The organism is Rhodococcus sp. ACS1, from assembly GCF_002300155.1.
Classification (GTDB): Bacteria; Actinomycetota; Actinomycetes; order Mycobacteriales; family Mycobacteriaceae; genus Rhodococcus_F; species Rhodococcus_F koreensis.
Genome location: NZ_NSDZ01000001.1, coordinates 1009379 through 1031261, shown reverse-complemented (window position 1 = coordinate 1031261; position 21883 = coordinate 1009379). Strand labels below are relative to the sequence as shown.

Here is a 21883-nt window from a genome sequence, read left to right as displayed (position 1 = left end):
GCGACGGGAACATAAGTGGACCGCGGTCCGTTTAGTTGCTATACATGTTCACGAGTCGCCCTACGCACCATCGAAGGATTATTGACATGTCACAGACCAACGTTCTCGTTCTCGTCGGCAGCCTCCGCGCCGCCTCGGTCAACCGTCAGCTCGCCGAGACCGCGGTCGCCGTGGCACCCGAGGGTGCCGAGGTGATCGTGTTCGACGGACTCGGTGAGGTCCCCTTCTACAACGAGGACATCGACGTCGCCGGTTCCATCCCCGCCGTCGAGGCGCTGCGCGACGCCGCAGGCCGCGCCGACGCCCTCCTGCTGCTCACGCCCGAGTACAACGGCACCATCCCGGCCGTCCTCAAGAACGCCATCGACTGGATCTCCCGGCCGTACGGCACCGGCGCCGTCAAGGACAAGCCCGTCGCCGTCATCAGCGCCTCGCCCAGCGGCAACGGCGCGCAGTGGGCGCACGAGGACACCCGCAAGGCCGTCCGCATCGCAGGCGGCAAGGTCCTCGAAGACGTCACCCTCGCCATCGGCGGCACCATCGACAAGTTCGGTGACCGGCACCCGCGCGAGAACGCCGAGGTCGCGCAGCAGGTCGCGGGCGTCGTCGCCAGCCTGGTCGACGCCACGAAGGAACTCGTCGACGCCTGACGATCCGTACGCGGAACGCCGTCGTCGTTACAGCCCGGTCCGATCCAGGGCCGCGTCGACGGCGTCCCGCACCGCGTCGAAGTCTTCACCGGCCGCCAGGGCATAGTCCCTGGCGGCTTCTATCTGTTCGCGCACCGTCTCGTACCGCGCGACCCACTCCTCTTTGTTGTCGCGCCAATAGCCGATGACGTCGTAGCGGTCCGCGGGCCAGCCCAGGTCGTGGCGCAACCAGCGTCGCACCATCCGCGACACCTTCGCCTCGCCCGCGAACCACACGTATCCCGGCGAATCCGGAAGCGGCCGGTCGCGGGCCGCTTCGGCCAGCAGGCTGTCCGCGGCTCCGTTGCCGCTTCCGTCCAGCCATGTCACGGTCAGCGCGGCGTCTGTCGTGAACTGCTGCCGGTCCGCCGGGGTGGTGACCTCCGCGATCACGTGCACCCGCGCCGAACCGGGTAGTTCCTCCAGGATCCGTCCGACGGCGGGCAGTGCCGTCATGTCGGCGACGAGAAGCTGCCATTCGGCGTCGGCGGGCGGCGCGTACCACCCCGAGGCGGTGGAGAACCCGAGCATCTCGCCGGGGCGCGCGCTCGCGGCCCAGTGCGCCGCGGTCCCGCCCGCATGGACGGCGAAGTCGATGTCCATCTCCAAGGCGTCCCGGTCCCAGCGGCGCACGGTGTAACTGCGCTTCTCCGCGCCGTCCGGCGGGAACGCGAGGAGCAGGCGCTCGTCGGGCGTCCCGCTGGATTCGAATCGACCCAGATCGCCGCCCGCGAGGGTGATCCGCTGCATGTTCGGCGTCACGCGCCTCGTGCGCGCTACGGGCGCCGACCAGACGAGGTCGTCCAGGGGGTCGTCGGACATTCGCTCACGGTACCGGGAGGGGGAGTCGGGGCCTGCAGTTACCGGCCGGCAAGCGTGGGAGCGGTGGCCGGGTACGACGCCCGGTGCGCCCGGCCGCGGCAGGAGGGAGAGGGGGTGTGGGGTGCGGCGGGGCCGGGTCCCGGAAGGACCGGCATCGTTCGGCGGAAGTGGTGTCCGGCCGGTCCGGACGGCGCTGTGCGGGAGCCCGCGCCGCCGATGCGGGCGTGTCCTCGGAGGTGACGTAAGCTCCCGAAGCCTCCAGTGCACGAGCGCGATGCGAGGGGTGTTCCGCGTCACGCGGAAAATGTGATGTGCGACACGCCGGAGCGAGCACGAAATTTATGGTCCGAGGGATGACGACCAGGGAATTTCATCAATGTGACTCACAACATCTCGGGTTAAGTGTTTCTGTCGGCCACTAGGTGTAGTGTCTTGAGCACTGAGAGACCACAACGAGAACCGACTCGGTGAGCATCTCCATCGGGGGTCACCGCCATCTCGATCCGGGGAAGTCTCAGTGCGCTGAACACACACTTCGTCAGCTCCATTCGGCAGTGGAAAGAGGGACTTCATGAGCATCACCGTCTACACCAAGCCCGCTTGCGTTCAGTGCAATGCCACCTACCGGGCCCTCGACAAGGCGGGTATCGAATACTCCGTCGTCGACATCACCGAAGACCCCGAAGCCCGGGACTACGTCATGGCACTGGGATACCTGCAGGCGCCTGTGATCGTGGCCGGTGACGAGCACTGGTCGGGCTTCCGCCCCGACCGCATCAAGACCCTCTCGGCAAACGCTGCTTGAAGCGAAGCGATCGCACCGCCCGAGGCGGAGAACGAACCGATTCCCGGGCGGCAGTAAACGGTAGTACTAGTCCAGATGGTGGAAACCGATGACATCGCTGGTGTACTTCTCCAGCGCCTCGGAGAACACACACCGATTCGTCCAGCGGCTCGGGCTGCCTGCGACGCGCATACCCATTCATGACCGCGAGGGCACCTTCGAGGTGCACGAACCCTACGTGCTGATCCTCCCGACCTACGGCGGGGGGACGACGGCCATGGGCCGCGACACCAGCTACGTCCCGAAGCCGGTCATCCGGTTTCTCAACAACACACACAACAGGTCGCTGATCCGAGCAGTGATCGCGGCGGGAAACACCAATTTCGGTGAATCCTATTGCTTTGCAGGAAACATCATTTCTCAGAAATGCCACGTTCCCTACCTCTACCGCTTCGAACTCATGGGCACAGCCGAGGACGTCGAGCGGGTCAGGGCCGGTCTGGGTGAATTCTGGGATCACTTAGACGACGAGGAGCACGAGAAGTGGCGCCGACCATCACAGACACCATCGACGCGGGGAGCGTAGAGCGCGACGCGCGCGGTGGAGACTCGACGAACGGTCTCGATTACCACGCACTCAACGCGATGCTCAACCTGTACGGGCCCAACGGCGAGATCCAGTTCGACAAGGACGTCGCGGCGGCCCGGCAGTACTTCCTGCAGCACGTCAACCAGAACACCGTCTTCTTCCACAACCTCGACGAGAAGCTCGACTACCTCGTGGAGGAGAACTACTACGAGCCCGAGGTCCTCGACCAGTACTCGCGCGCGTTCGTGAAGTCGCTGATCGAGCACGCCTACTCGAAGAAGTTCCGCTTCCCGACGTTCCTGGGCGCGTTCAAGTACTACACCTCGTACACGCTGAAGACGTTCGACGGCAAGCGGTACCTCGAGCGATTCGAGGACCGTGTCTGCATGGTCGCCCTGACGCTGGCCGCCGGCGACGAGGATCTGGCCACCAAGCTGGTCGACGAGATCATCGCCGGCCGCTTTCAGCCCGCCACCCCCACGTTCCTCAACTCGGGCAAGAAGCAGCGCGGCGAACCCGTGTCCTGCTTCCTGCTCCGCATCGAGGACAACATGGAGTCGATCGGCCGCTCCATCAACTCCGCCCTGCAGCTGTCCAAGCGCGGCGGCGGAGTCGCGTTGCTGCTCAGCAATGTTCGCGAGCACGGCGCCCCGATCAAGAAGATCGAGAACCAGAGCTCGGGCGTCATTCCGATCATGAAGCTGCTCGAGGACTCCTTCTCGTACGCCAACCAGCTCGGCGCGCGTCAGGGCGCCGGCGCGGTGTACCTGCACGCCCACCACCCGGACATCTACCGCTTCCTCGACACCAAGCGGGAGAACGCGGACGAGAAGATCCGCATCAAGACCCTCTCGCTCGGTGTGGTCATCCCGGACATCACCTTCGAGCTGGCGAAGAAGAACGAGGACATGTACCTCTTCTCGCCGTACGACGTCGAGCGCATCTACGGAGTGCCCTTCGCGGACATCAACGTCACCGAGAAGTACTACGAGATGGTCGACGACAAGCGGATCCGCAAGTCGAAGATCAAGGCGCGTGAGTTCTTCCAGACCGTGGCCGAGCTGCAGTTCGAGTCCGGGTACCCGTACATCATGTACGAGGATACCGTGAACCGTGCCAACCCGATCGCGGGCAAGGTCACCCACTCCAACCTGTGCTCGGAGATCCTCCAGGTCTCCACGCCGTCGGAGTTCAACGACGACCTGTCCTACAGTCATATCGGCAAGGACATCTCCTGCAACCTGGGTTCGCTCAACATCGCCAAGACGATGGACTCGCCGGACTTCGCGCAGACCATCGACACCTCGATCCGCGCGTTGACCGCCGTCGCCGATCAGACTTCCATCGACTCGGTCCCGTCGATCAAGAAGGCGAACGACGAGGGACACGCCATCGGTCTCGGGCAGATGAACCTGCACGGATACCTGGCACGCGAGCGGATCTACTACGGCTCCGACGAGGGCATCGATTTCACGAACATCTACTTCTACACCGTGGTGTTCCACGCGATCCGGGCGTCCAACGAGATCGCCAAGGAGCGCGGCACGTACTTCGCCGGCTTCCCGGAGTCCAAGTACGCCTCGGGTGAGTTCTTCGACAAGTACACCGACCGGGCCTGGGAGCCGCAGACCGAGCGGGTGCGGCAGCTGTTCGCCGATGCGGGCCTGCACATCCCGACCCAGAACGACTGGCGTGAGCTGAAGGCTTCCGTGCAGCAGCACGGCATCTACAACCAGAACCTGCAGGCGGTGCCGCCGACCGGATCGATCTCCTACATCAACAACTCCACCAGCTCCATCCACCCGGTGGCGTCGAAGATCGAGATCCGCAAGGAAGGCAAGATCGGCCGCGTCTACTACCCGGCGCCCTACCTGACCAACGACAACCTGGAGTACTACCAGGATGCCTACGAGATCGGGTACGAGAAGATCATCGACACCTACGCCGCCGCGACGCAGCACGTCGACCAGGGGCTGTCGCTGACGCTGTTCTTCAAGGACACCGCCACCACCCGCGACATCAACAAGGCGCAGATCTACGCGTGGCGCAAGGGCATCAAGACGCTGTACTACATCCGGCTGCGTCAGCTCGCGTTGGAGGGGACTGAGGTCGAAGGTTGCGTTTCCTGCATGCTGTAGGCGGCTCCGCCGCCCGTGAGTACTTGTTAACCGCCGGCGGTTAACAAGTACTCACAGCCGAACGAAGTGAGGAATCAATGGTCAAGCTGGTGAGTCGCGTATCCGCGATCAACTGGAACCGCGTCCAGGACGAGAAGGACGCCGAGGTGTGGGACCGTCTCGTCGGCAACTTCTGGCTGCCCGAAAAGGTGCCGGTGTCCAACGACATCCCGTCGTGGGGCACGCTCACGGCGCAGGAGAAGCAGCTCACGATGCGGGTGTTCACGGGGCTGACGCTCCTCGACACCATTCAGGGCACCGTGGGAGCCGTCAGCCTCATCCCCGACGCCATCACGCCGCACGAAGAGGCGGTGTACACCAACATCGCGTTCATGGAGTCGGTGCACGCGAAGAGCTACAGCTCGATCTTCTCGACGCTGTGCTCCACCCGCGACATCGACGACGCCTTCCGCTGGTCCGAGGAGAACCCGAACCTGCAGCGCAAGGCCGAGATCGTCATGGACTACTACCAGGGCGACGAACCGCTCAAGCGCAAGGTGGCGTCCACCCTGCTCGAGAGCTTCCTGTTCTACTCCGGCTTCTACCTGCCGATGTACTGGTCGTCGCGGGCGAAGCTCACCAACACCGCCGACCTCATCCGCCTCATCATCCGTGACGAGGCCGTGCACGGGTACTACATCGGCTACAAGTACCAGAAGGGTCTCGAGCAGCTCACCGAGGCCGAGCGCGACGACCTCAAGAACTACACGTTCGAGTTGCTCTTCGAGCTCTACGACAACGAGGTCGACTACACCCAGGACCTCTACGACGAGGTGGGCCTCACCGAGGACGTCAAGAAGTTCCTGCGGTACAACGCCAACAAGGCGCTGATGAACCTCGGCTACGAGGGTCTGTTCCCGAAGGACGAGACAGACGTCAACCCGGCAATCCTGTCGGCACTCTCGCCCAACGCCGACGAGAACCACGACTTCTTCTCCGGCTCGGGCAGCTCCTACGTCATCGGCAAGGCCGTCAACACCGAAGACGAAGACTGGGATTTCTAGAACGAACTTTCGCGTCGCCCGATGTCACACCGGTTCGGTTCTGCTGCACCGGTGCGGCATCGGGCGAATTGCGTTCAGCGGCGGAACCACGCCTCGGGGACGTCCTGCACTGCCTTGTCGAGGCGCAGCCGCGACGACGGGGTGAGGTCGTCCGGCAGCGAGTCGGGGGAGAACCAGGCCACGTCGTGGTTCTCGTCGTCCGACACGGCGGCCTCGCCGCCGACGTACCGGGCGAGGAAGCACACGTCGAGATACTGCGCGACGTCGCCGTTGGGGTAGGTGACCGGGTCGGTGACGTCGACGCTCGTGATCCGGACCAGTTCGGCGTCCACGCCGGTTTCCTCGCGGATCTCCCGGAGCGCGGCCGGTCCCGGTTCCTCCCCGGGTTCGAGGATGCCGGACACGACCGCCCACTTGCCGTTGTCGACGCGCCGGGTCAGCAGCACCCGTCCGTCGTCGTCGCGCACCACGACGCTCACCCCGGACAGCCACAGCGGTGCGGTGCCGACGTGGCCGCGCAGGGCGGCGACGAACTCGGGCACGGGCATCGAGCCTCCTAGCCGACGTAGCCGTTCAGCGTGTTCCGCAGGTCGGTGAGCATTGCGCGCGCGGCGACGACGCCGTTTCCGCCCCACACGTCACCCTCGACGGCGAAGACCCGTTTGTCGCGGGCGGCCTCGAGGTCTTCCCAGGCCTCCCCGGACATGACGTCCTCCGCGTGCGCGGTGCCGTCCTTGCCGTCCAGGACGGCGTAGATGAGGTCGCCCTCGGCCTGGTCGATGTCGGCTTCGGAGATCGGTTCGGTGACGGCGCCGTCGAGGTTCTGATAGGCGGGCCGCCGCACCCCGGCGTCGGTGAGGACCTGGCCCGCGAACGTGGCCGGGCCCTCGACCTCCATGCTGTCGGCGTCGAAACGCACGACGGACGCCTGTGTCTGCGCGGCATCGATGTCGATGCCGAGTTGCTTCGCGCCCTGCTGGTACTGCTCGAGTGCCGCGGTCGCTGCGTCGGCCCGGCCCATCGCGTTGCCGGCGAGGAGGAACTGTGCTTTCCAGTACACGGGGTCGGAGCCGACGAACACGGTGGGCGCGATGGGGGAGAGCGTGCCGTACAGCTGGTCGGACGCCGGACTCGATCCGAGGATCAGGTCCGGGTCCGCCTGCGCGATCCTGTTCACGTCCGGGGCGTCCACGGATCCGACGCTCGGAATCTCGGAGACGCCGGTGCCGAGGTAGCCGGGCTGCGGCGACTCGCCGTCGAGGGTTGCCGCGCCGACCACGTTCTCCCACAGGCCGAGGGCGCACACCGCGTCCAGCGCGGCGCTGTCGAGGACCACGATCCGCTGCGGATCGGACGGGACGTCGCTCTCGCCCTTCGTGTGGACCACCCGGTGCGTCGAGCCGGCCGCGAGTGCGGCGTCGACCGGGGCCCGCTCGGCGCAGGCCGTCGTGGTGTCCCGCTCGATGCCGACCACGCCGGCTCCGGCGATCTGCGTGGTGGTCCGGACGATGGACGCTGCGGGATCGTCGTCGGACGGTTGAGAGCAGCCGGCCAGCGCGAGCGCGGCGACGGCAGCGACCAGACCGGTGGACGCGCGGCGGGCGGAAAACCTACGAGGGGACAATTCGGCGACTTCCTGTGTGTGCGGGCGCGTTCAGGTTAGCCGCTGTGCTTGTCCACCCCGAACGTGTCCGACAGGTCGTCGAGGATCAGGTGCGCGCCCTGGACGCTGACCGGCGTCATCCAGCGGGCGTCGTCGACGTCGACCTTGCGTCCCTTCAGCGTCTGCCACAGCGGGCTCTCCAGGAACGGCTTCGCCGCTTCGGCGCTCTTGCCTGCCGGGTCCTGCCAGGTGCTGATGAAGATGACGTCGGCCTCCGCCTCACTGATCAGTTCGGGGCTGACGGCCTGCATGATGTTGTCCGGGTCGGCCGGATCGGGGCCCTGGCTCTGCGGGCGTGCCAGCCCGGCGTCCGCGAGAACGATCCCGCTGAACGAGGTGGTGCGGTAGAGGCGTGCCGTCGGCTCGCCCGCGAACCGGACGACCGAGATCACCGGATTCGACGCCGTGCCGTTGATCTCCGCGCCGACCGAGGCGGCCCGCTCCTCGTAGGAACCGATCTTCTGCTCCGCGAGTTCTTCCTTGCCGAGCGCCTTTCCGACGAGCCGGATGTTGTCCTTCCACGTGGGCCCGGTCGTCTCGGTGAAGATGGTCGGCGCGATCGCCGACAGTTGCTCGTAGTTCTTTCCGTCGCGCACCTCGGCGGAGATGATCAGGTCGGGTTGCAGCGCGGCGATCTGCTCGAGGCTCGCGCTGCTGACCTTGCCCACCGACTTCGCGTCCGCCGCGTACTCGTCGCGGGTGGTGCCGAGGTAGTCGGGCAGGCCGGGCTCGCGGTAGTCGACGTACCCGACCAGGGGCGCCTCGAGGAGGAGGACGGCGTCGGTGAAGCTGTTGTCGAGTGCCACGATGCGCTGCGGTGCGGCCGGGATCTCGGTGCTGCCGCGGAAGTGGTCGACGGTGCGGGGGAACTGCCCGGGCGACGACGTGGTGCCGGCGGCGGCGGAGTCGTCGCTGCTGGAGCAGGACGTGATCGAGAGGGTGGCTGCCGCGGCCAGCGCGACCGCGCCGGCGACTACCCGGCGGCGGGAGAGAACGTTCACATGGAGCTCCTGATAGAAGTTAGGTGAGCGAAACCTTAACAGCCCGGTTCCGGCGTGCCGGAGCCTCCGCGGGACCGCCTCGACCGTCCCCACGCGACACGCCGGACTGCGTGACAGTGAGCACTCCCCGGTGCTCCCCGGTGGAACAAACCGCAGGTCGCCCGCGCCCCGGTTTGCTCTGAGTCCGGGTAAGTACGACAGTGGGTAGGACCCAGTCGGAGGCCGCAGAGGGCACGGTCTACGATTCGATGAGCGCAAGCCAGAGACCGTTCGCCTCGCAGCCCGGGGTCGGACGCGCATTCAGGAGGATCAGTGACTGCCGTAGCGCCCCAGCCAGTCCCCGCGATAGCTGCAGCCAGGCCTTACCCGCCGCGGCAGGGACCCAAGGGCTCGTTCATCTTCAAAATGATTACGACCACCGACCCCAAGGTGCTCGGAATCATGTACTTGACGACCTCGATCGCGTTCTTCCTCATCGGTGGTCTCATGGCCCTGATGATGCGCGCCGAGCTCGCTGTGCCCGGTATGCAGTTCTTGTCGAACGAGCAGTTCAACCAGCTGTTCACGATGCACGGCACGATCATGCTGCTGCTGTACGCGACGCCGATCGTGTTCGGGTTCGCCAACTACATCCTGCCGCTGCAGATCGGCGCCCCCGACGTGGCGTTCCCGCGACTCAACGCGTTCAGCTACTGGCTGTACGTGTTCGGCGCGATCATCACGACCGCGGGCTTCATCACCCCCGGTGGTGCCGCCGACTTCGGCTGGACCGCCTACACGCCCCTGACGAGTGCGCTGCACTCCCCGGGCGTCGGCGCCGACCTCTGGGTCATGGGCCTCGCGGTCGCCGGCCTCGGCACCATCCTCGGTGGTGTCAACATGATCACCACCGTCATCTGCCTGCGTGCCCCCGGCATGACGATGTTCCGGATGCCGATCTTCACGTGGAACATCTTCATCACCAGCATCCTGATTCTGCTGGCGTTCCCGCTGCTGACCGCCGCGTTCATGGGTCTGTTCGTCGACCGTCACCTCGGTGGCCACATCTTCGACCCGGCCACGGGTGGTGTGCTGCTGTGGCAGCACCTGTTCTGGTTCTTCGGTCACCCCGAGGTGTACATCATCGCGCTGCCGTTCTTCGGCATCGTCTCGGAGATCTTCCCCGTCTTCAGCCGTAAGCCCGTGTTCGGTTACAGCGGCCTGGTCTACGCGACGCTGGCGATCGCCGCGCTCTCCATCGCGGTGTGGGCTCACCACATGTACGCCACCGGCGCCGTGCTGCTCCCGTACTTCTCGTTCATGACGTTCCTGATCGCCGTCCCGACGGGTGTGAAGATCTTCAACTGGATCGGCACCATGTGGAAGGGCCAGTTGACGTTCGAGTCGCCGATGCTGTTCTCGATCGGCTTCCTCATCACGTTCCTCTTCGGTGGTCTGTCGGGCGTCATCCTCGCGAGCCCGCCGCTGGACTTCCACGTCACGGACACCTACTTCGTGGTCGCCCACTTCCACTACGTGGTCTTCGGCACCGTCGTGTTCGCCACCTACGCGGGCATCTACTTCTGGTTCCCGAAGATGACCGGTCGCATGATGGACGAGCGTCTCGGCAAGTGGCACTTCTGGACCACGTTCATCGGCTTCCACGGCACGTTCCTCGTCCAGCACTGGCTGGGTAACGAAGGCATGCCCCGTCGCTACGCCGACTACCTGCCCTCGGACGGCTTCACGTTCCTCAACTCGTTCTCGACGATCTTCGCGTTCGTCCTCGGTGCCTCGACGCTGCCGTTCATCTGGAACGTCTTCAAGAGCTACCGATACGGCGAGGTCGTCACTGTCGACGACCCGTGGGGTTACGGCAACTCCCTCGAGTGGGCCACCAGCTGCCCGCCGCCGCGGCACAACTTCACCGAGCTGCCGCGCATCCGCTCCGAGCGCCCCGCGTTCGAGCTGCACTACCCGCACATGGTCGAGCGGATGAAGGCCGAGGCGCACGTCGGACCGGGCCACGGTGGCAAGCACGCCAGCACCGTGCTCGAGAAGGAACGCCACGAGCCGCTGACCATCGGCGACGAAGGCGACCCCGGCACCGACACCGGCCGCTGACACATCAGTTTGAGAAAGGCCCCGCCCCAGCAACGGGCGGGGCCTTTGACTTGGCACAATGGGTGCCGGACAAGCCGCGCGAGCAACATGATCGGAGTACATCGGTGGGTGCAGCTGACACCACTGTCCTGGTGACCGTGACGGGCCCCGACCGACCCGGCGTCACCTCGGTGCTCTTCGGGTCGCTCTCCCGACACGATGTGAGCCTTCTCGACGTGGAGCAGGTGGTGATTCGTGGGCGACTGACCCTCGGCGTCCTCGTGGCGTGCCCCGAGAACGGCGAGGCGCTGCAGGAGGAACTCGAGGAGGCGATGGCCACCGTCGGGATGTCGGTGGACGTCGAGATCGGCGCGGATCCCGGCAGGCAGTCGCTGTCCACGCACGCCGTGGTCGTCCTCGGCAGCCCCGTGTCGGCTCGCGCGCTGCGTTCGGTGGCCCGGGAGATGGCGACCCTCGGGGTCAACATCGACTCGATCCGCGGAGTCGCCGACTACCCGGTGACGGGCCTCGAACTCCTCGTGAGCGCTCCCGGCGCGGCGGAGGCGGACAAGAGCCTGCGCACCGTGCTGGCCGAGGTGGCCGTGCGGGAGAATGTCGACATCGCGGTCGAACGCGGGGGCCTGGCCCGTCGCGCCAAGCGGCTCATCGTGTTCGACGTCGACTCGACGCTCGTCCAGGGTGAGGTCATCGAGATGCTCGCCGCCCGCGCCGGTGTCGAGGACGAGGTGCGCGCCGTCACCGAGTCCGCGATGCGCGGGGAGATCGACTTCACCGAATCCCTGCACCAGCGGGTCGCGACCCTCGCCGGCCTCGACGCGTCGGTGATCGACGACGTCGCGGACGGTCTCGAGCTGACACCGGGCGCCCGCACCACCATCCGGACGCTCCGCAGGCTCGGCTTCCACTGCGGTGTGGTGTCCGGCGGTTTCCGGCAGGTCATCGAGGGCCTGGCCCACGAACTGGAACTCGACTTCGTGCAGGCCAACACGCTCGAGATCGTAGACGGCAAGCTCACCGGCCGGGTGATCGGCGACATCGTCGACCGGGCGGCGAAGGCGACCGCGCTGCGCAAGTTCGCCGGTCAGGTCGGCGTCCCGATGGAACAGACGGTGGCGGTCGGCGATGGCGCCAACGACATCGACATGCTCAACGCGGCCGGCCTGGGAATCGCGTTCAACGCCAAGCCCGCGCTGCGGGAGGTCGCGGACACCGCCCTGTCGCACCCCTTCCTCGACGCCGTGCTGTTCATCCTCGGGGTCACCCGCGACGAGGTCGAGGCCGCCGACGCGGTGGACGGCGTGGTGCGACGCGTCCCGCTGCCGTGACGGAATCGTGCCGCGACGCGGTCACCCGGGAGGCAGGTGCCGATTCCGGGTGGGCGGCGCGTCACGCCGTCCTCGCGGCCGGATACGGCGGCCGGCCGGATCCGGACGACCCGGCGCAGGTCCTCGCCATGCCGATCGTGCTGCACATCCCGAAGGCCGACCCTCCGCCGCGCAGTGCGCTGCTGGAGGCAGCCGCGACCGCGACGGTGGCGTTGTGCCTCGACCCGCGCGTCGGCGCCGACGAGACGGGCGCGCCCGGACCGTGGCAGGCGGACTACCTCGCGTGGGTGGGGTCCCGGATCCGCAAGGTGTCGCGGCGGGCCCGGAGCGCCGGGTGGCGGGCGGCACAGGACGTCGACGGGATCACCGTCGGTGTCGACGGTGCACAGGCCCGCGCCCTCGTGCCCGTTGCCGTGGGCGCGCTCGATCCGCGCATCAGAAAGCTGCAGATCGGCGGCACCGACCTCGACCACGACGACCCCGGGGAGATTCCCGACGGCGTTCCGGTGCTGTGGATCAACTCCGTCCTGCACATGACGGTCGGAAAGGCCGCCGCGCAGGTCGGTCACGCCTCGATGCTGCTCGCCGGCGCGATGACCACCGAACAGGCCCGAGCCTGGGCGGCCACCGGCTACCGCTGCGCCGTGCGTGACGCCGACGTCGGATTGTGGGAAACGCTGACCATCGAGGTGGTGCGGGGCAGGGCGATCGCGGTGCGCGACGCCGGCTTCACCGAGGTGGCACCCGGATCCATGACCGTGATCGCCTGCCCCTGAGAGCCGCGGCCGACGCGTCGACAGTCCAGTAACGCCGTCATGGCTATGGGGTACCGCCCGGGTTCACGACAGACTGGTGGTCATGCTCGCTCGACGCCTGATCGCACTGTTCGCCGGACTGTGGCTGTACGGCTTCTCGATGGCCATGATGATCACCGCCGGCCTCGGCCTCGATCCGTGGGACGTGTTCCATCAGGGCGTTGCCGGTCGCACACCCCTCAGCTTCGGTGCCGTGACCGCGTTGACCGGCGTTCTGGTGCTCGCACTCTGGGTCCCGATCCGCCAGAAACCGGGATTCGGCACGGTCGCCAACGTGGTGGTCATCGCGGTGTCGGTGGACACGTCGCTGGCATGGCTCGAACCCGCCGACTCCCTCGCCGTGCGGATCGCGGTGATGCTCGGTGGTGTCGTCCTCAACGCGCTCGCCACCGTGCTGTACATCGGTGCGGGAATGGGCCCGGGCCCGCGGGACGGCCTCATGACCGGCCTGGTTGCGCGGACCTCGCTGTCGGTGCGGGTGATCCGCACGTCGATCGAGGTGACCGTGCTGGCCACCGGCTGGGTGCTCGGCGGCACCGTCGGGGTGGGCACCGTCGTCTACGCGCTGGGCATCGGCCCGCTCATCCAGTTGATGATGCGTTTCGGCGGCATCTACCCGACCGCGCGGAAGACGAGCAGTGCGGGACCGGACACCGCGACCGTGGAGTCGCCGGAGATCGGGCCGCCCGGTGCCGGTGCTCCGTCCGGTGAGGCCGAGTCGAACTCGGCGAGCACCGTCCCGTAGAACCATTCGGGACACCCCAGGGTGATCGCGGCAGGCCCGCCCGAGTGGAAGACGAGAAGCCAGCTGTCGTCGGTGAGCTGGTGCCCGTCCTCGGTGTGGGAGCGGATGTCGGAACCGTCGATCCACGCCTGCAGGGTGCGCCGGGAGTCGTCGTGCCACGCCGAATCGTCCATCTCGGCGCCGTCCGCGCCGAACCACACGAGGTCGGGATGGCCGGTGGGTGTGCGCCTGCCCTCGAAGAATTCCGGCTGACGCAAGGCGGGGGAGGCGCGCCGGAGGTCGAGGGCCCGGGTGACGAACGCGACGAGGGCCGGGTCCCCGGCGCTCCAGTCGAGCGGCCAGGAATCTTCAGGCGAGGTGCCTTCGGGGACGCAGTACGCGTTGTTGTTGCCGCCCAGGGTGTGACCGAATTCGTCGCCCGCGGTGAACATCGGTGTGCCGGTGGACAGGGCGAGGGTGGCCAGCAGCGCGCGGACGTGCCGGGACCGCGCCCCGGTGACCGCCAGGTCGTCGGTGGGGCCTTCGACGCCGTGGTCGACGGAGTCGTTGTGATCGGCGCCGTCCCGGTTGTCCTCGCCGTTGGCTTCGTTGCGTTTGCGGGTGTACGACACGAGGTCGGCGGCGGTGAACCCGTCGTGGGCAGTGACGAAATTGACGGTGGCCCAGGGGCGCCGGGTGCCGAAGACGTCCTCCGAGCCCGCCACCCGGGAGGCGAGTTCGCGCACCCCGGTGCCGCCGTTCCAGAACCGTCGAACGGTATTGCGATACTTGTCGTTCCACTCGGACCACTGAGAGCCGAATTGCCCGACCCGGTATCCATCGGGCGTGGCGTCCCACGGTTCGGCGATCAGTTTGCAGCGCGTGAGAACGGGATCCGCGGTGATCGCGGAGAAGATCGAAGCGCGCGAATCGAATCGGCCGCCGCCGGGCCGGCCGAGCGCGGACGCGAGGTCGAACCGGAAGCCGTCGACCCCCATCTCGTGCGCCCAGTAACGCAGGCTGTCGCCGATCATCCGGACGACGACGGGCGACTGCGCGTCGACCGTGTTCCCGCAACCGGTGAGATCGATGTCGCGACCCTCGGTATCGAGAAGGTAGTAGCCGGGGGCGTCGAGGCCGCGCCAGCTGAGGCTGATGCCGTCGACGCTCTGCTCGCAGGTGTGGTTGTAGACCACGTCCAGGACGACCTCGATCCCCGCGGCGTGCAGCGCGTCGACCATCGTGTGGAACTCGGTGATCTCCTCGCCGGGCACGACCGCGTACCCCGGGTGGGGGGCGAAGAACGCTGCGGTGGAGTATCCCCAGTGGTTGCGCATGCCCCGCGAGCGCACGGTGGCCTCGGAGACGTACGCCTGCACCGGGAGCAGTTCGACCGCGGTCACCCCGAGGCGCACGAGATGACCGACGACGGCCGGTTCGGCGAGACCCAGATACGTTCCGCGGTACCGCGGCGGCACGTCGGGGTGCCGCGCCGTGAACGACCCCACGTGGAGTTCGTAGACAACGGTTTCCTCCCACGGCCTTTCGATCCGCGGTCCGCTCGTGCGGGCGTGATCGGCCGTCACCACCGACAGTGGTGTGTGGCCGAGGCTGTCGATGAGCGACGGGCCGCCGAACGGGTCGCCGTCGTGGGAGAGCAGCGCCTCGTGGTCGCCGAGTTCGCCGGTGATGCGTGTGGCCCACGGATCCAGAAGTAGTTTGGCGGGGTTGAGGCGCACGCCGCACGCGGGATCCCAGCGACCGTGCGCGCGGTAGCCGTAGCGCTGCCCCGCGCCGACACCCTCGACGACGCCGTGCCAGATGCCGTACGTCCGCTGGACCAGGTCGATCCGGGTCTCGTCGCCCTCCTCCGAAATCAGGCACACCTGTACCAGTTCGGCGTCGGGGGCGTGAACCGCGAACTGCGTTCCGGTGCCACGCACTTTCGCTCCCAGGGGAAACGGCGACCCGGGCAGCCGCAGACTCGGCGGGAGAGACGACATCTCGCCGGGGTACGGATCGATGTGAGGCGACACGCAACTGATCCTGCCGTGAATGCCCGGAAGATGTGCGGGAAGATGGGTCCGTGCATGAACCTGATCCTGATCTCCTCATCGAATTCGACGACGTTCTCCTCCGCCGCGGGGGCAACACTCTGGTGGGCCCGGTCACCTGGAAGGTGGAACTCGACGAACGATGGGTCGTCCTCGGGCCGAACGGGGCAGGGAAGACGTCGTTGCTCCGCATCGCGGCCGCCGAACTGCATCCCACGAGCGGAAGCGCCTACCTCCTCGGTGAGCGGCTCGGCCGCGTCGACATCAACGAACTCCGGCCGCGGATCGGACTGTCCTCCTCGGCGCTCGCCAACCGGGTGCCGTCCGAGGAGGTCGTGAGCGATCTCGTCGTCTCCGCCGGCTACGCGGTGCTCGGGCGGTGGCGTGAGCGTTATGACGACATGGATACCGATCGTGCCGTAGAGATGCTCGAGAGCCTCGGCGCCGAACACCTCGCCAAGCGCACCTACGGCACGCTGTCCGAGGGCGAGCGCAAGCGCGTCCTCATCGCTCGTGCGCTGATGACCGACCCGGAACTGCTGCTGCTCGACGAGCCCGCCGCCGGTCTCGACCTCGGTGGGCGCGAGGAACTGGTCGCGCGCCTCACCGACCTCGCCGCCGACCCCGACGCCCCCGCGACGGTCCTCATCACCCACCACGTCGAGGAGATCCCGCCGGGATTCACCCACGCCATGCTCCTCAAGGAGGGGGCGGTGGTCTCGCAGGGGCTCTTGGACCAGGTCATCACGGCCGAGAACCTCAGCGAGGCGTTCAGCCAGTCCATCAGCCTGGACAAGGTGGACGGCCGGTTCTTCGCGCGGCGGACCCGCGTCCCCGGCGCGCACCGGAGAGGCTGAGGACCGGGGACCGACTGCGACGCGCGTCACCCGTCGGCGTAGGTTCCGAGGCATGGTCTCGAAGCAAGAGCAGACGCCCCGCGACAGTACCGACGTGGCGCCCAAGGACGCGTCCACCGTCATTCTCATCCGTGACGCCGCGGCAGGTGCCGCGGCGTCACGCATCGAGGTGTTCCTCCTCCGCCGGGTGAAGGGGATGGCGTTCGCCGGCGGAATGACCGTGTTCCCCGGCGGCGGCGTCGACCCGTCCGACGCCGAGGCCGAGGTCGACTGGGCGGGACCGTCCGTCGACTGGTGGGCCGGGCGGTTCTCCACCGACGCGGCGCGCGCGAAGGCGCTCGTGTGCGCGGCGGTGCGCGAGACGTTCGAGGAATGTGGCGTGCTCCTCGCGGGACCGAGCGCGGACACGGTCGTGGCGGACACGTCGCGGTACGCCCAGGCCCGTACGCAGCTCGAGACACGCGAACTGTCGTTCAGCGAATTCCTCAAACGCGAGAACCTCGTCCTGCGGGCCGATCTGCTGCGGCCCTGGGCCAACTGGATCACCCCGGTCGGCGAGGGTCGCCGCTACGACACGCGCTTCTTCGTCGCCGCATCGCCGCACGGCCAGATCGCGGACGGCGCGACGTCCGAGGCCGAGGAGGTGCAGTGGCAGAGTCCGGCCGCGGCGCTCGCGCACTGGCAGGGCGGCGGAAGCATCCTGCTGCCGCCGACGTGGAGTCAGCTCACGGCGCTCAGCGCGTTCGGGTCGGTCGCGGACGTGCTGGCCGCGGAGCCCGAGATCCCGGTGATCCTGCCGACGCTGATCACCGGCGAGGAGCAGCTCCGCGTCGAGTTCCCGGGACAGGACGGCTACTACGAAGCCGGTCCGCATCCGTGGGCGTCACGCGGCTGATCGCGATGGGGCGGGCCGCGAAACCGGGTCGGAGGCAGACAAGTAGCCTTTTGCCTCATGGCTGAGTTTGTCACCCTCGAGGTATCCGAAGGCATCGGCACGATCCGGCTCGCGCGCCCCCCGATGAACGCTCTGAACCGTCAGGTTCAGCAGGAGTTGCGGGCGGCTGCGCGAGAGGCGACCGTCAATTCCGACGTGAAGGCCGTCATCGTCTACGGCGGCGAGAAGGTCTTCGCCGCGGGCGCGGACGTCAAGGAAATGTCCGAGATGACGTTCGGGCAGATGGCCGACGTGATCGGCGACCTGCAGTCCGACCTCGCGGCGGTCTCCGAGATCCCGAAGCCCACCGTTGCCGCCATCACGGGGTACGCGCTCGGCGGCGGCCTGGAGGTTGCGCTGTCGGCCGATCGGCGCATCGTGGGCGACAACGCGAAGCTCGGCGTGCCGGAGATCCTGCTCGGCATCATTCCCGGAGGCGGTGGCACCCAGCGTCTCGCCCGGCTGATCGGACCGTCGAAGGCCAAGGATCTGCTGTTCACGGGCCGGTTCGTCGACGCCGAGGAGGCCCTGGCGATCGGTCTGGTCGACGAGGTCGTGGCGCCGGACGACGTGTACGAGGCGGCACGCACCTGGGCGTCGCAGTTCACGAAGGGGGCGGGCCGCGCACTGGCCGCGGCCAAGGCGGCCGTCGACCGCGGGCTGGACGTCGACCTGGGCACCGGGCTGGCGGTGGAGCGTCAGCTGTTCACCGCGCTGTTCGCCACCCGGGACCGCAAGATCGGGATGGAATCGTTCATCGAGAACGGCCCGGGTAAGGCTCAGTTCACGGGCGAGTAGTCTGAAGCCCGAAACTAGAACCTGTTCACTCTTACCAGCGAGTAGGATTTGCCGCATGACTGCAAGCGCCCATGACGACCCAGCTCCTCATCCGCATGCCACCGCCGAAGAGGTCCAGGCTGCGCTGAAGGACACCAAACTGGCCCAGGTGCTGTACCACGACTGGGAAGCCGAGACGTACGACGAGAAGTGGTCGATCTCGTACGACGAGCGGTGCATCGACTACGCGCGCGGACGTTTCGACGCCGTCGCGGGCGATCAGCCGCTGCCCTACGAGCGGGCGCTCGAACTGGGCTGCGGCACCGGATTCTTCCTCCTCAACCTGATGCAGGGCGGAGTCGCGAAGACCGGTTCGGTCACCGACCTGTCGCCCGGCATGGTGAAGGTCGCGCTCCGCAACGCCGAGGGTCTCGGACTGTCCGTCGACGGCCGCGTCGCCGACGCCGAGACCATCCCGTACGAGGACGACACGTTCGACCTCGTCGTGGGACACGCGGTCCTGCACCACATCCCGGACGTCGAGCAGTCGCTGCGCGAGGTTCTGCGCGTCCTCAAGCCGGGCGGGCGTTTCGTGTTCGCCGGTGAGCCGACCACGATCGGCAACTTCTACGCCCGCTGGCTGGGTCGCGCGACGTGGGAGGTCACCACCCGGGTCACCAAGTTGCCGTTCCTCGCCGACTGGCGTCGCCCGCAGGCGGAACTGGACGAGTCGTCGCGCGCGGCTGCGCTCGAGGCCGTCGTCGACCTCCACACATTCGATCCGAGCGACCTCGAGAAGATCGCGAAGTCGGCAGGCGCCGAGCAGGTTCACGCGGCCACCGAGGAATTCGCCGCCGCTCTGCTCGGGTGGCCCGTCCGCACGTTCGAGGCCGCGGTGCCCCCGGAGAAGCTGGGCTGGGGCTGGGGACGTTTCGCGTTCACCGGATGGAAGACACTCAGTTGGGTCGACGAGAAGCTTCTCCGGCACGTGGTGCCGCGTGGATTCTTCTACAACGTCATGATCACCGGCGTGAAGCCCGGCAACTGAATTGGGTTATGCGTTCACTCCCGGGGACGTGGAGTTCCTGCAGAGTGCGGACGGGGCAGACGCTCTCGCGGAAGTGGACGCCCTCGCCCTGACCGCGTCGACGCGCCTGGCCGACATCGGCCGGGCGCGTACGCGTTTCGGCTCACACGTGGCGTTGCTGGTGGAGACCGTGCTGCTGCGACGGAAGGCGGCCGCCAAACTACCCGGCACCGAAAACTGGTTCTTCACCGACGACGCTCTGCAACAGGCGACGCCGCGTGCGGTCGCCGCACATCGTGCGTCGCGGCTGTCGGACCGGAACGTCCACGACGTCACCTGCTCGATCGGTGCCGAACTCGACGCGGTGGTCGGGACGGCGGCGACGGTGATCGGCAGCGACCTCGACCCCGTCCGCCTCCTGATGGCGCGGCACAACGTTCCTGGGGCGACGGTTCTCCGCGCCGACGCGCTCGTCCCGTGCACCCGCGGCACCGTCGTCCTCGCGGATCCGGCGCGACGGTCCGGTGGCAGGCGCACGCACGATCCCGCCGCGCTGGAACCGCCGCTCCCCGATCTGATCGACGCGTACCGCGGACGCGATCTGGCCGTGAAGTGCGCCCCCGGACTCGATTTCGACCGGCTCGGCTGGGACGGCGAGGTGGAGGTGGTGTCCCTCGACGGCGGTGTGCGCGAGGCCTGCCTGTGGTCGCCGGGGCTGTCCGGCGCCGGTGTCACGCGGCGGGCGAGCGTCCTCGGCTCCGACGGAACCGCGTGGACGATGACGGACGCCGAGGACGACGACATCCCCGAACGCGCGCCGGGGGAATGGATCGTCGACCCGGACGGCGCCGTCGTGCGCGCGGGCCTGGTGCGGCATTACGCGGCCCGGCACGGACTGTGGCAGCTGGATCCCCGGATCGCCTATCTCACCGGCGATTCCGTTCCTGACGGCGTGCGGGGCTTCCGCATCCTCGACCAGGTGAAGTATTCGGAGAAGTCGCTGCGGCAGGAACTGGCCCGTCACGATTGCGGTGTGGCGGAAATCCTGGTGCGCGGCGTCGACGTCGACCCCGCGGTCCTGCGGCCCAAGCTGAAGCTGCGTGGAAGCCGTTCGCTCAGTGTGGTGATCACGCGGATCGGCCGGGCCGGCGTCGCCTTCATTTGCGCTTCGCGCCCGTGAGTACTTCTCAACCGCCCGCGGTTGAGAAGTACTCACGGGTCAGCGGAGGACGAACAGTTCCCCGAGCAGGGTGGGCGTGAGCACTTCGCCCTTCGGGCCGACGGACGTGCCGACGGTGAACCCCTTCGCCCCGGGCAGAGTGTCCTGATCGAGGGTTTCGCCGGTTCCGGTGTCGAACGTGAGCATCGCCAGTCCGTCCGTGCCCTCGCGGACCACGGCGTACCCGGTGGACCCGGCCGTCTGCGCCGGGACACCCAGCTGCAGCAGATCCTTCCGCTCCCAGACGAGTTCGGCGTGATCGCCCTTGTCCTGCAGCGCCAGCAGGTGGCCGTCGGGACCACCCGCGGGGATGATCAGACCGTCCGCGGACGTCGACGGGCTGCCTGCCGCGGCGTACCCGATGTCGTAGCTCCACTTCGGATCACCGGTCGCCGAGTCGATCGCCCACATCGTTCCCCAGTTGTCGTTGGCGTAGACGACGGAGCCGTCGGCCGACAGGTCGGGGCTGGACGCGCTGCCGCCCGGCAGAGTGTCGCTGGACCATTCCTGGGTGATCGCCGGGTTGTCGCCGCCGGAGTACTTCATCGCGACGAGTTCGGCCTGGGGTGCGCCGGGCGCGAAGAGCGTGAAGTAGAACTTGCCGGACTCGAGGTCGATGGCGGGCATGTTCGCCACCGGGCAGTCGGGGGCGCCGAAGAAGCAGCCGCGGAGGCCCTTGTCGTCGGGGAGGATGTCGATGTTGGCACCGTCGACGGGGGAGGGCGGCGGCACGAGATCGTAGGGCGCCACGACCTTCTGGCCGTTCTGCGTGTTCACGACGTTGATCTGGCCGAGCTGGGTGATGAAGAGGAGGTTGCCGTCGCCGGTGAACTGCGCGGACAGCGGGGTCCCGACCACCGGTGTGCGCCAACGCAGCTGGCCGTACTCGTTGAACGAGTTGATGGCGCCGTCCTCGCCGACGTACACGTTGGCGGCGCCGTCGACGACCGGTGTGGACGCCACGGCGCCGGGGGCGAGTTGCCGGCACCAGCGTTTGCGGCCGCTGTCCATCTGGTAGGAGAAGAGGTTGCAGCCCTTCTCGGTGCGCGCGGTGACGAAGATCTGGCCGCTCGCCGCCACGGACGCGTAGTTCGCGACAGGGCCGCCGAGCGGGCGCGACCATGCGAAGGAGAGGTCGCGGGAACCGGTGACGGGGCTGGTGTCGCTGTTGCGGGCGTCGGCGTGCATGCCGGGCCACCCGCCTGCCGAGAAGATGTCGTCGACCTGCGGTCCGCTGCTGCAGCCGCTGAGGACGACAGTCGAGATCGTCGCCAGCGCCAGTACTGACGAACGTAGGACCCGCCGCATTACATCTCCTC

General features: G+C 67.7%; 19 protein-coding genes and 1 pseudogene. 14 read left to right on the top strand and 6 right to left on the bottom strand.

Translation table 11 applies throughout. The features are described from left to right. Positions 1 to 86 precede the first annotated feature (86 nt). Entirely contained in the window at positions 87 to 650 is a 564-nt protein-coding gene (locus CJ179_RS04925) for an NAD(P)H-dependent oxidoreductase (protein ID WP_072937710.1), read from the top strand. A 27-nt stretch (positions 651 to 677) separates the two neighbouring features. On the opposite strand, the gene CJ179_RS04920 is transcribed toward CJ179_RS04925, so the two are convergent. After that, complete coding sequence (locus tag CJ179_RS04920; RefSeq protein WP_095860809.1) at positions 678 to 1511, bottom strand: siderophore-interacting protein; 834 nt, start codon at positions 1509 to 1511, stop codon at positions 678 to 680. 571 nt (positions 1512 to 2082) lie between these two features. On the opposite strand from CJ179_RS04920, the gene CJ179_RS04915 reads away from it, so the two are divergent. The 4 genes from CJ179_RS04915 to nrdF all read left to right on the top strand — a co-directional run bounded on the left by CJ179_RS04915 (position 2083) and on the right by nrdF (position 6065). Then, positions 2083 to 2316, top strand: a complete 234-nt coding sequence (locus CJ179_RS04915; protein ID WP_005240286.1) for a redoxin NrdH — start codon at positions 2083 to 2085, stop codon at positions 2314 to 2316. A gap of 88 nt (positions 2317 to 2404) precedes the next feature. Continuing rightward, positions 2405 to 2881 carry a class Ib ribonucleoside-diphosphate reductase assembly flavoprotein NrdI gene (gene nrdI, locus CJ179_RS04910; RefSeq protein WP_072937712.1) on the top strand — a complete coding sequence of 159 codons (477 nt, stop codon included), beginning with the start codon at positions 2405 to 2407 and terminating at the stop codon, positions 2879 to 2881. Then, positions 2839 to 5022 (top strand): class 1b ribonucleoside-diphosphate reductase subunit alpha, encoded by a 2184-nt coding sequence (nrdE, locus tag CJ179_RS04905; RefSeq protein ID WP_373560123.1) that lies wholly within the window; start codon positions 2839 to 2841, stop codon positions 5020 to 5022. Before nrdI ends, nrdE begins: the two co-directional genes overlap by 43 nt. 77 nt (positions 5023 to 5099) lie before the next feature. Next, entirely contained in the window at positions 5100 to 6065 is a 966-nt protein-coding gene (nrdF, locus tag CJ179_RS04900) for a class 1b ribonucleoside-diphosphate reductase subunit beta (protein WP_015890191.1), read from the top strand. Positions 6066 to 6139: 74 nt separating this feature from the next. Here the strand turns inward: nrdF and CJ179_RS04895 are convergent, their stop codons facing one another. The 3 genes from CJ179_RS04895 to CJ179_RS04885 are packed head-to-tail and all read right to left on the bottom strand — an operon-like array spanning position 6140 to position 8729. After that, entirely contained in the window at positions 6140 to 6613 is a 474-nt protein-coding gene (locus CJ179_RS04895; protein ID WP_095860808.1) for an NUDIX domain-containing protein, read from the bottom strand. Between the two features lie 8 nt (positions 6614 to 6621). Continuing rightward, on the bottom strand, positions 6622 to 7689 hold the full coding sequence (locus tag CJ179_RS04890) for an iron-siderophore ABC transporter substrate-binding protein (protein WP_095860807.1): 1068 nt from the start codon (positions 7687 to 7689) through the stop codon (positions 6622 to 6624). 35 nt (positions 7690 to 7724) lie between these two features. Then, positions 7725 to 8729 (bottom strand): ABC transporter substrate-binding protein, encoded by a 1005-nt coding sequence (locus tag CJ179_RS04885; protein WP_095860806.1) that lies wholly within the window; start codon positions 8727 to 8729, stop codon positions 7725 to 7727. A 312-nt stretch (positions 8730 to 9041) separates the two neighbouring features. On the opposite strand from CJ179_RS04885, the gene ctaD reads away from it, so the two are divergent. The 4 genes from ctaD (at position 9042) to CJ179_RS51285 (ending at position 13717) form a co-directional block, all read left to right on the top strand. Further along, on the top strand, positions 9042 to 10832 hold the full coding sequence (gene ctaD, locus CJ179_RS04880) for a cytochrome c oxidase subunit I (protein ID WP_083395559.1): 1791 nt from the start codon (positions 9042 to 9044) through the stop codon (positions 10830 to 10832). 104 nt (positions 10833 to 10936) lie between these two features. After that, the gene (serB, locus tag CJ179_RS04875; RefSeq protein WP_095860805.1) at positions 10937 to 12157 is read left to right on the top strand and encodes a phosphoserine phosphatase SerB; all 1221 of its coding nucleotides are present in this window, start codon (positions 10937 to 10939) and stop codon (positions 12155 to 12157) included. After that, complete coding sequence (locus tag CJ179_RS04870) at positions 12154 to 12933, top strand: aminoacyl-tRNA hydrolase (protein ID WP_095860804.1); 780 nt, start codon at positions 12154 to 12156, stop codon at positions 12931 to 12933. The genes serB and CJ179_RS04870 overlap by 4 nt, the downstream gene beginning before the upstream one ends. A gap of 82 nt (positions 12934 to 13015) precedes the next feature. Beyond that, a complete protein-coding gene (locus tag CJ179_RS51285) occupies positions 13016 to 13717 on the top strand; it encodes a YitT family protein (protein WP_257015327.1) in 702 nt (233 codons plus the stop codon). Between the two features lie 14 nt (positions 13718 to 13731). On the opposite strand, the pseudogene glgX reads toward CJ179_RS51285, so the two are convergent. Continuing rightward, positions 13732 to 15699: pseudogene (gene glgX, locus CJ179_RS04860) on the bottom strand (glycogen debranching protein GlgX); the annotation flags it as partial. Positions 15700 to 15782: 83 nt separating this feature from the next. Between glgX and CJ179_RS04855 the strand changes: the two are divergent. The 5 genes from CJ179_RS04855 to CJ179_RS04835 are packed head-to-tail and all read left to right on the top strand — an operon-like array spanning position 15783 to position 20525. Beyond that, complete coding sequence (locus tag CJ179_RS04855; protein ID WP_072937719.1) at positions 15783 to 16607, top strand: ABC transporter ATP-binding protein; 825 nt, start codon at positions 15783 to 15785, stop codon at positions 16605 to 16607. A 52-nt stretch (positions 16608 to 16659) separates the two neighbouring features. Continuing rightward, complete coding sequence (locus CJ179_RS04850; protein ID WP_095860802.1) at positions 16660 to 17502, top strand: NUDIX domain-containing protein; 843 nt, start codon at positions 16660 to 16662, stop codon at positions 17500 to 17502. 57 nt (positions 17503 to 17559) lie between these two features. Next, positions 17560 to 18339 (top strand): enoyl-CoA hydratase/isomerase family protein, encoded by a 780-nt coding sequence (locus CJ179_RS04845; RefSeq protein WP_072937721.1) that lies wholly within the window; start codon positions 17560 to 17562, stop codon positions 18337 to 18339. Between the two features lie 55 nt (positions 18340 to 18394). Further along, a complete protein-coding gene (locus CJ179_RS04840; RefSeq protein ID WP_072937722.1) occupies positions 18395 to 19366 on the top strand; it encodes a class I SAM-dependent methyltransferase in 972 nt (323 codons plus the stop codon). Position 19367: 1 nt separating this feature from the next. Further along, positions 19368 to 20525 carry an SAM-dependent methyltransferase gene (locus tag CJ179_RS04835; RefSeq protein ID WP_095860801.1) on the top strand — a complete coding sequence of 386 codons (1158 nt, stop codon included), beginning with the start codon at positions 19368 to 19370 and terminating at the stop codon, positions 20523 to 20525. 39 nt (positions 20526 to 20564) lie between these two features. Here the strand turns inward: CJ179_RS04835 and CJ179_RS04830 are convergent, their stop codons facing one another. Then, complete coding sequence (locus tag CJ179_RS04830; RefSeq protein ID WP_095860800.1) at positions 20565 to 21872, bottom strand: PQQ-binding-like beta-propeller repeat protein; 1308 nt, start codon at positions 21870 to 21872, stop codon at positions 20565 to 20567. Between the last annotated feature and the right edge of the window lie 11 nt (positions 21873 to 21883).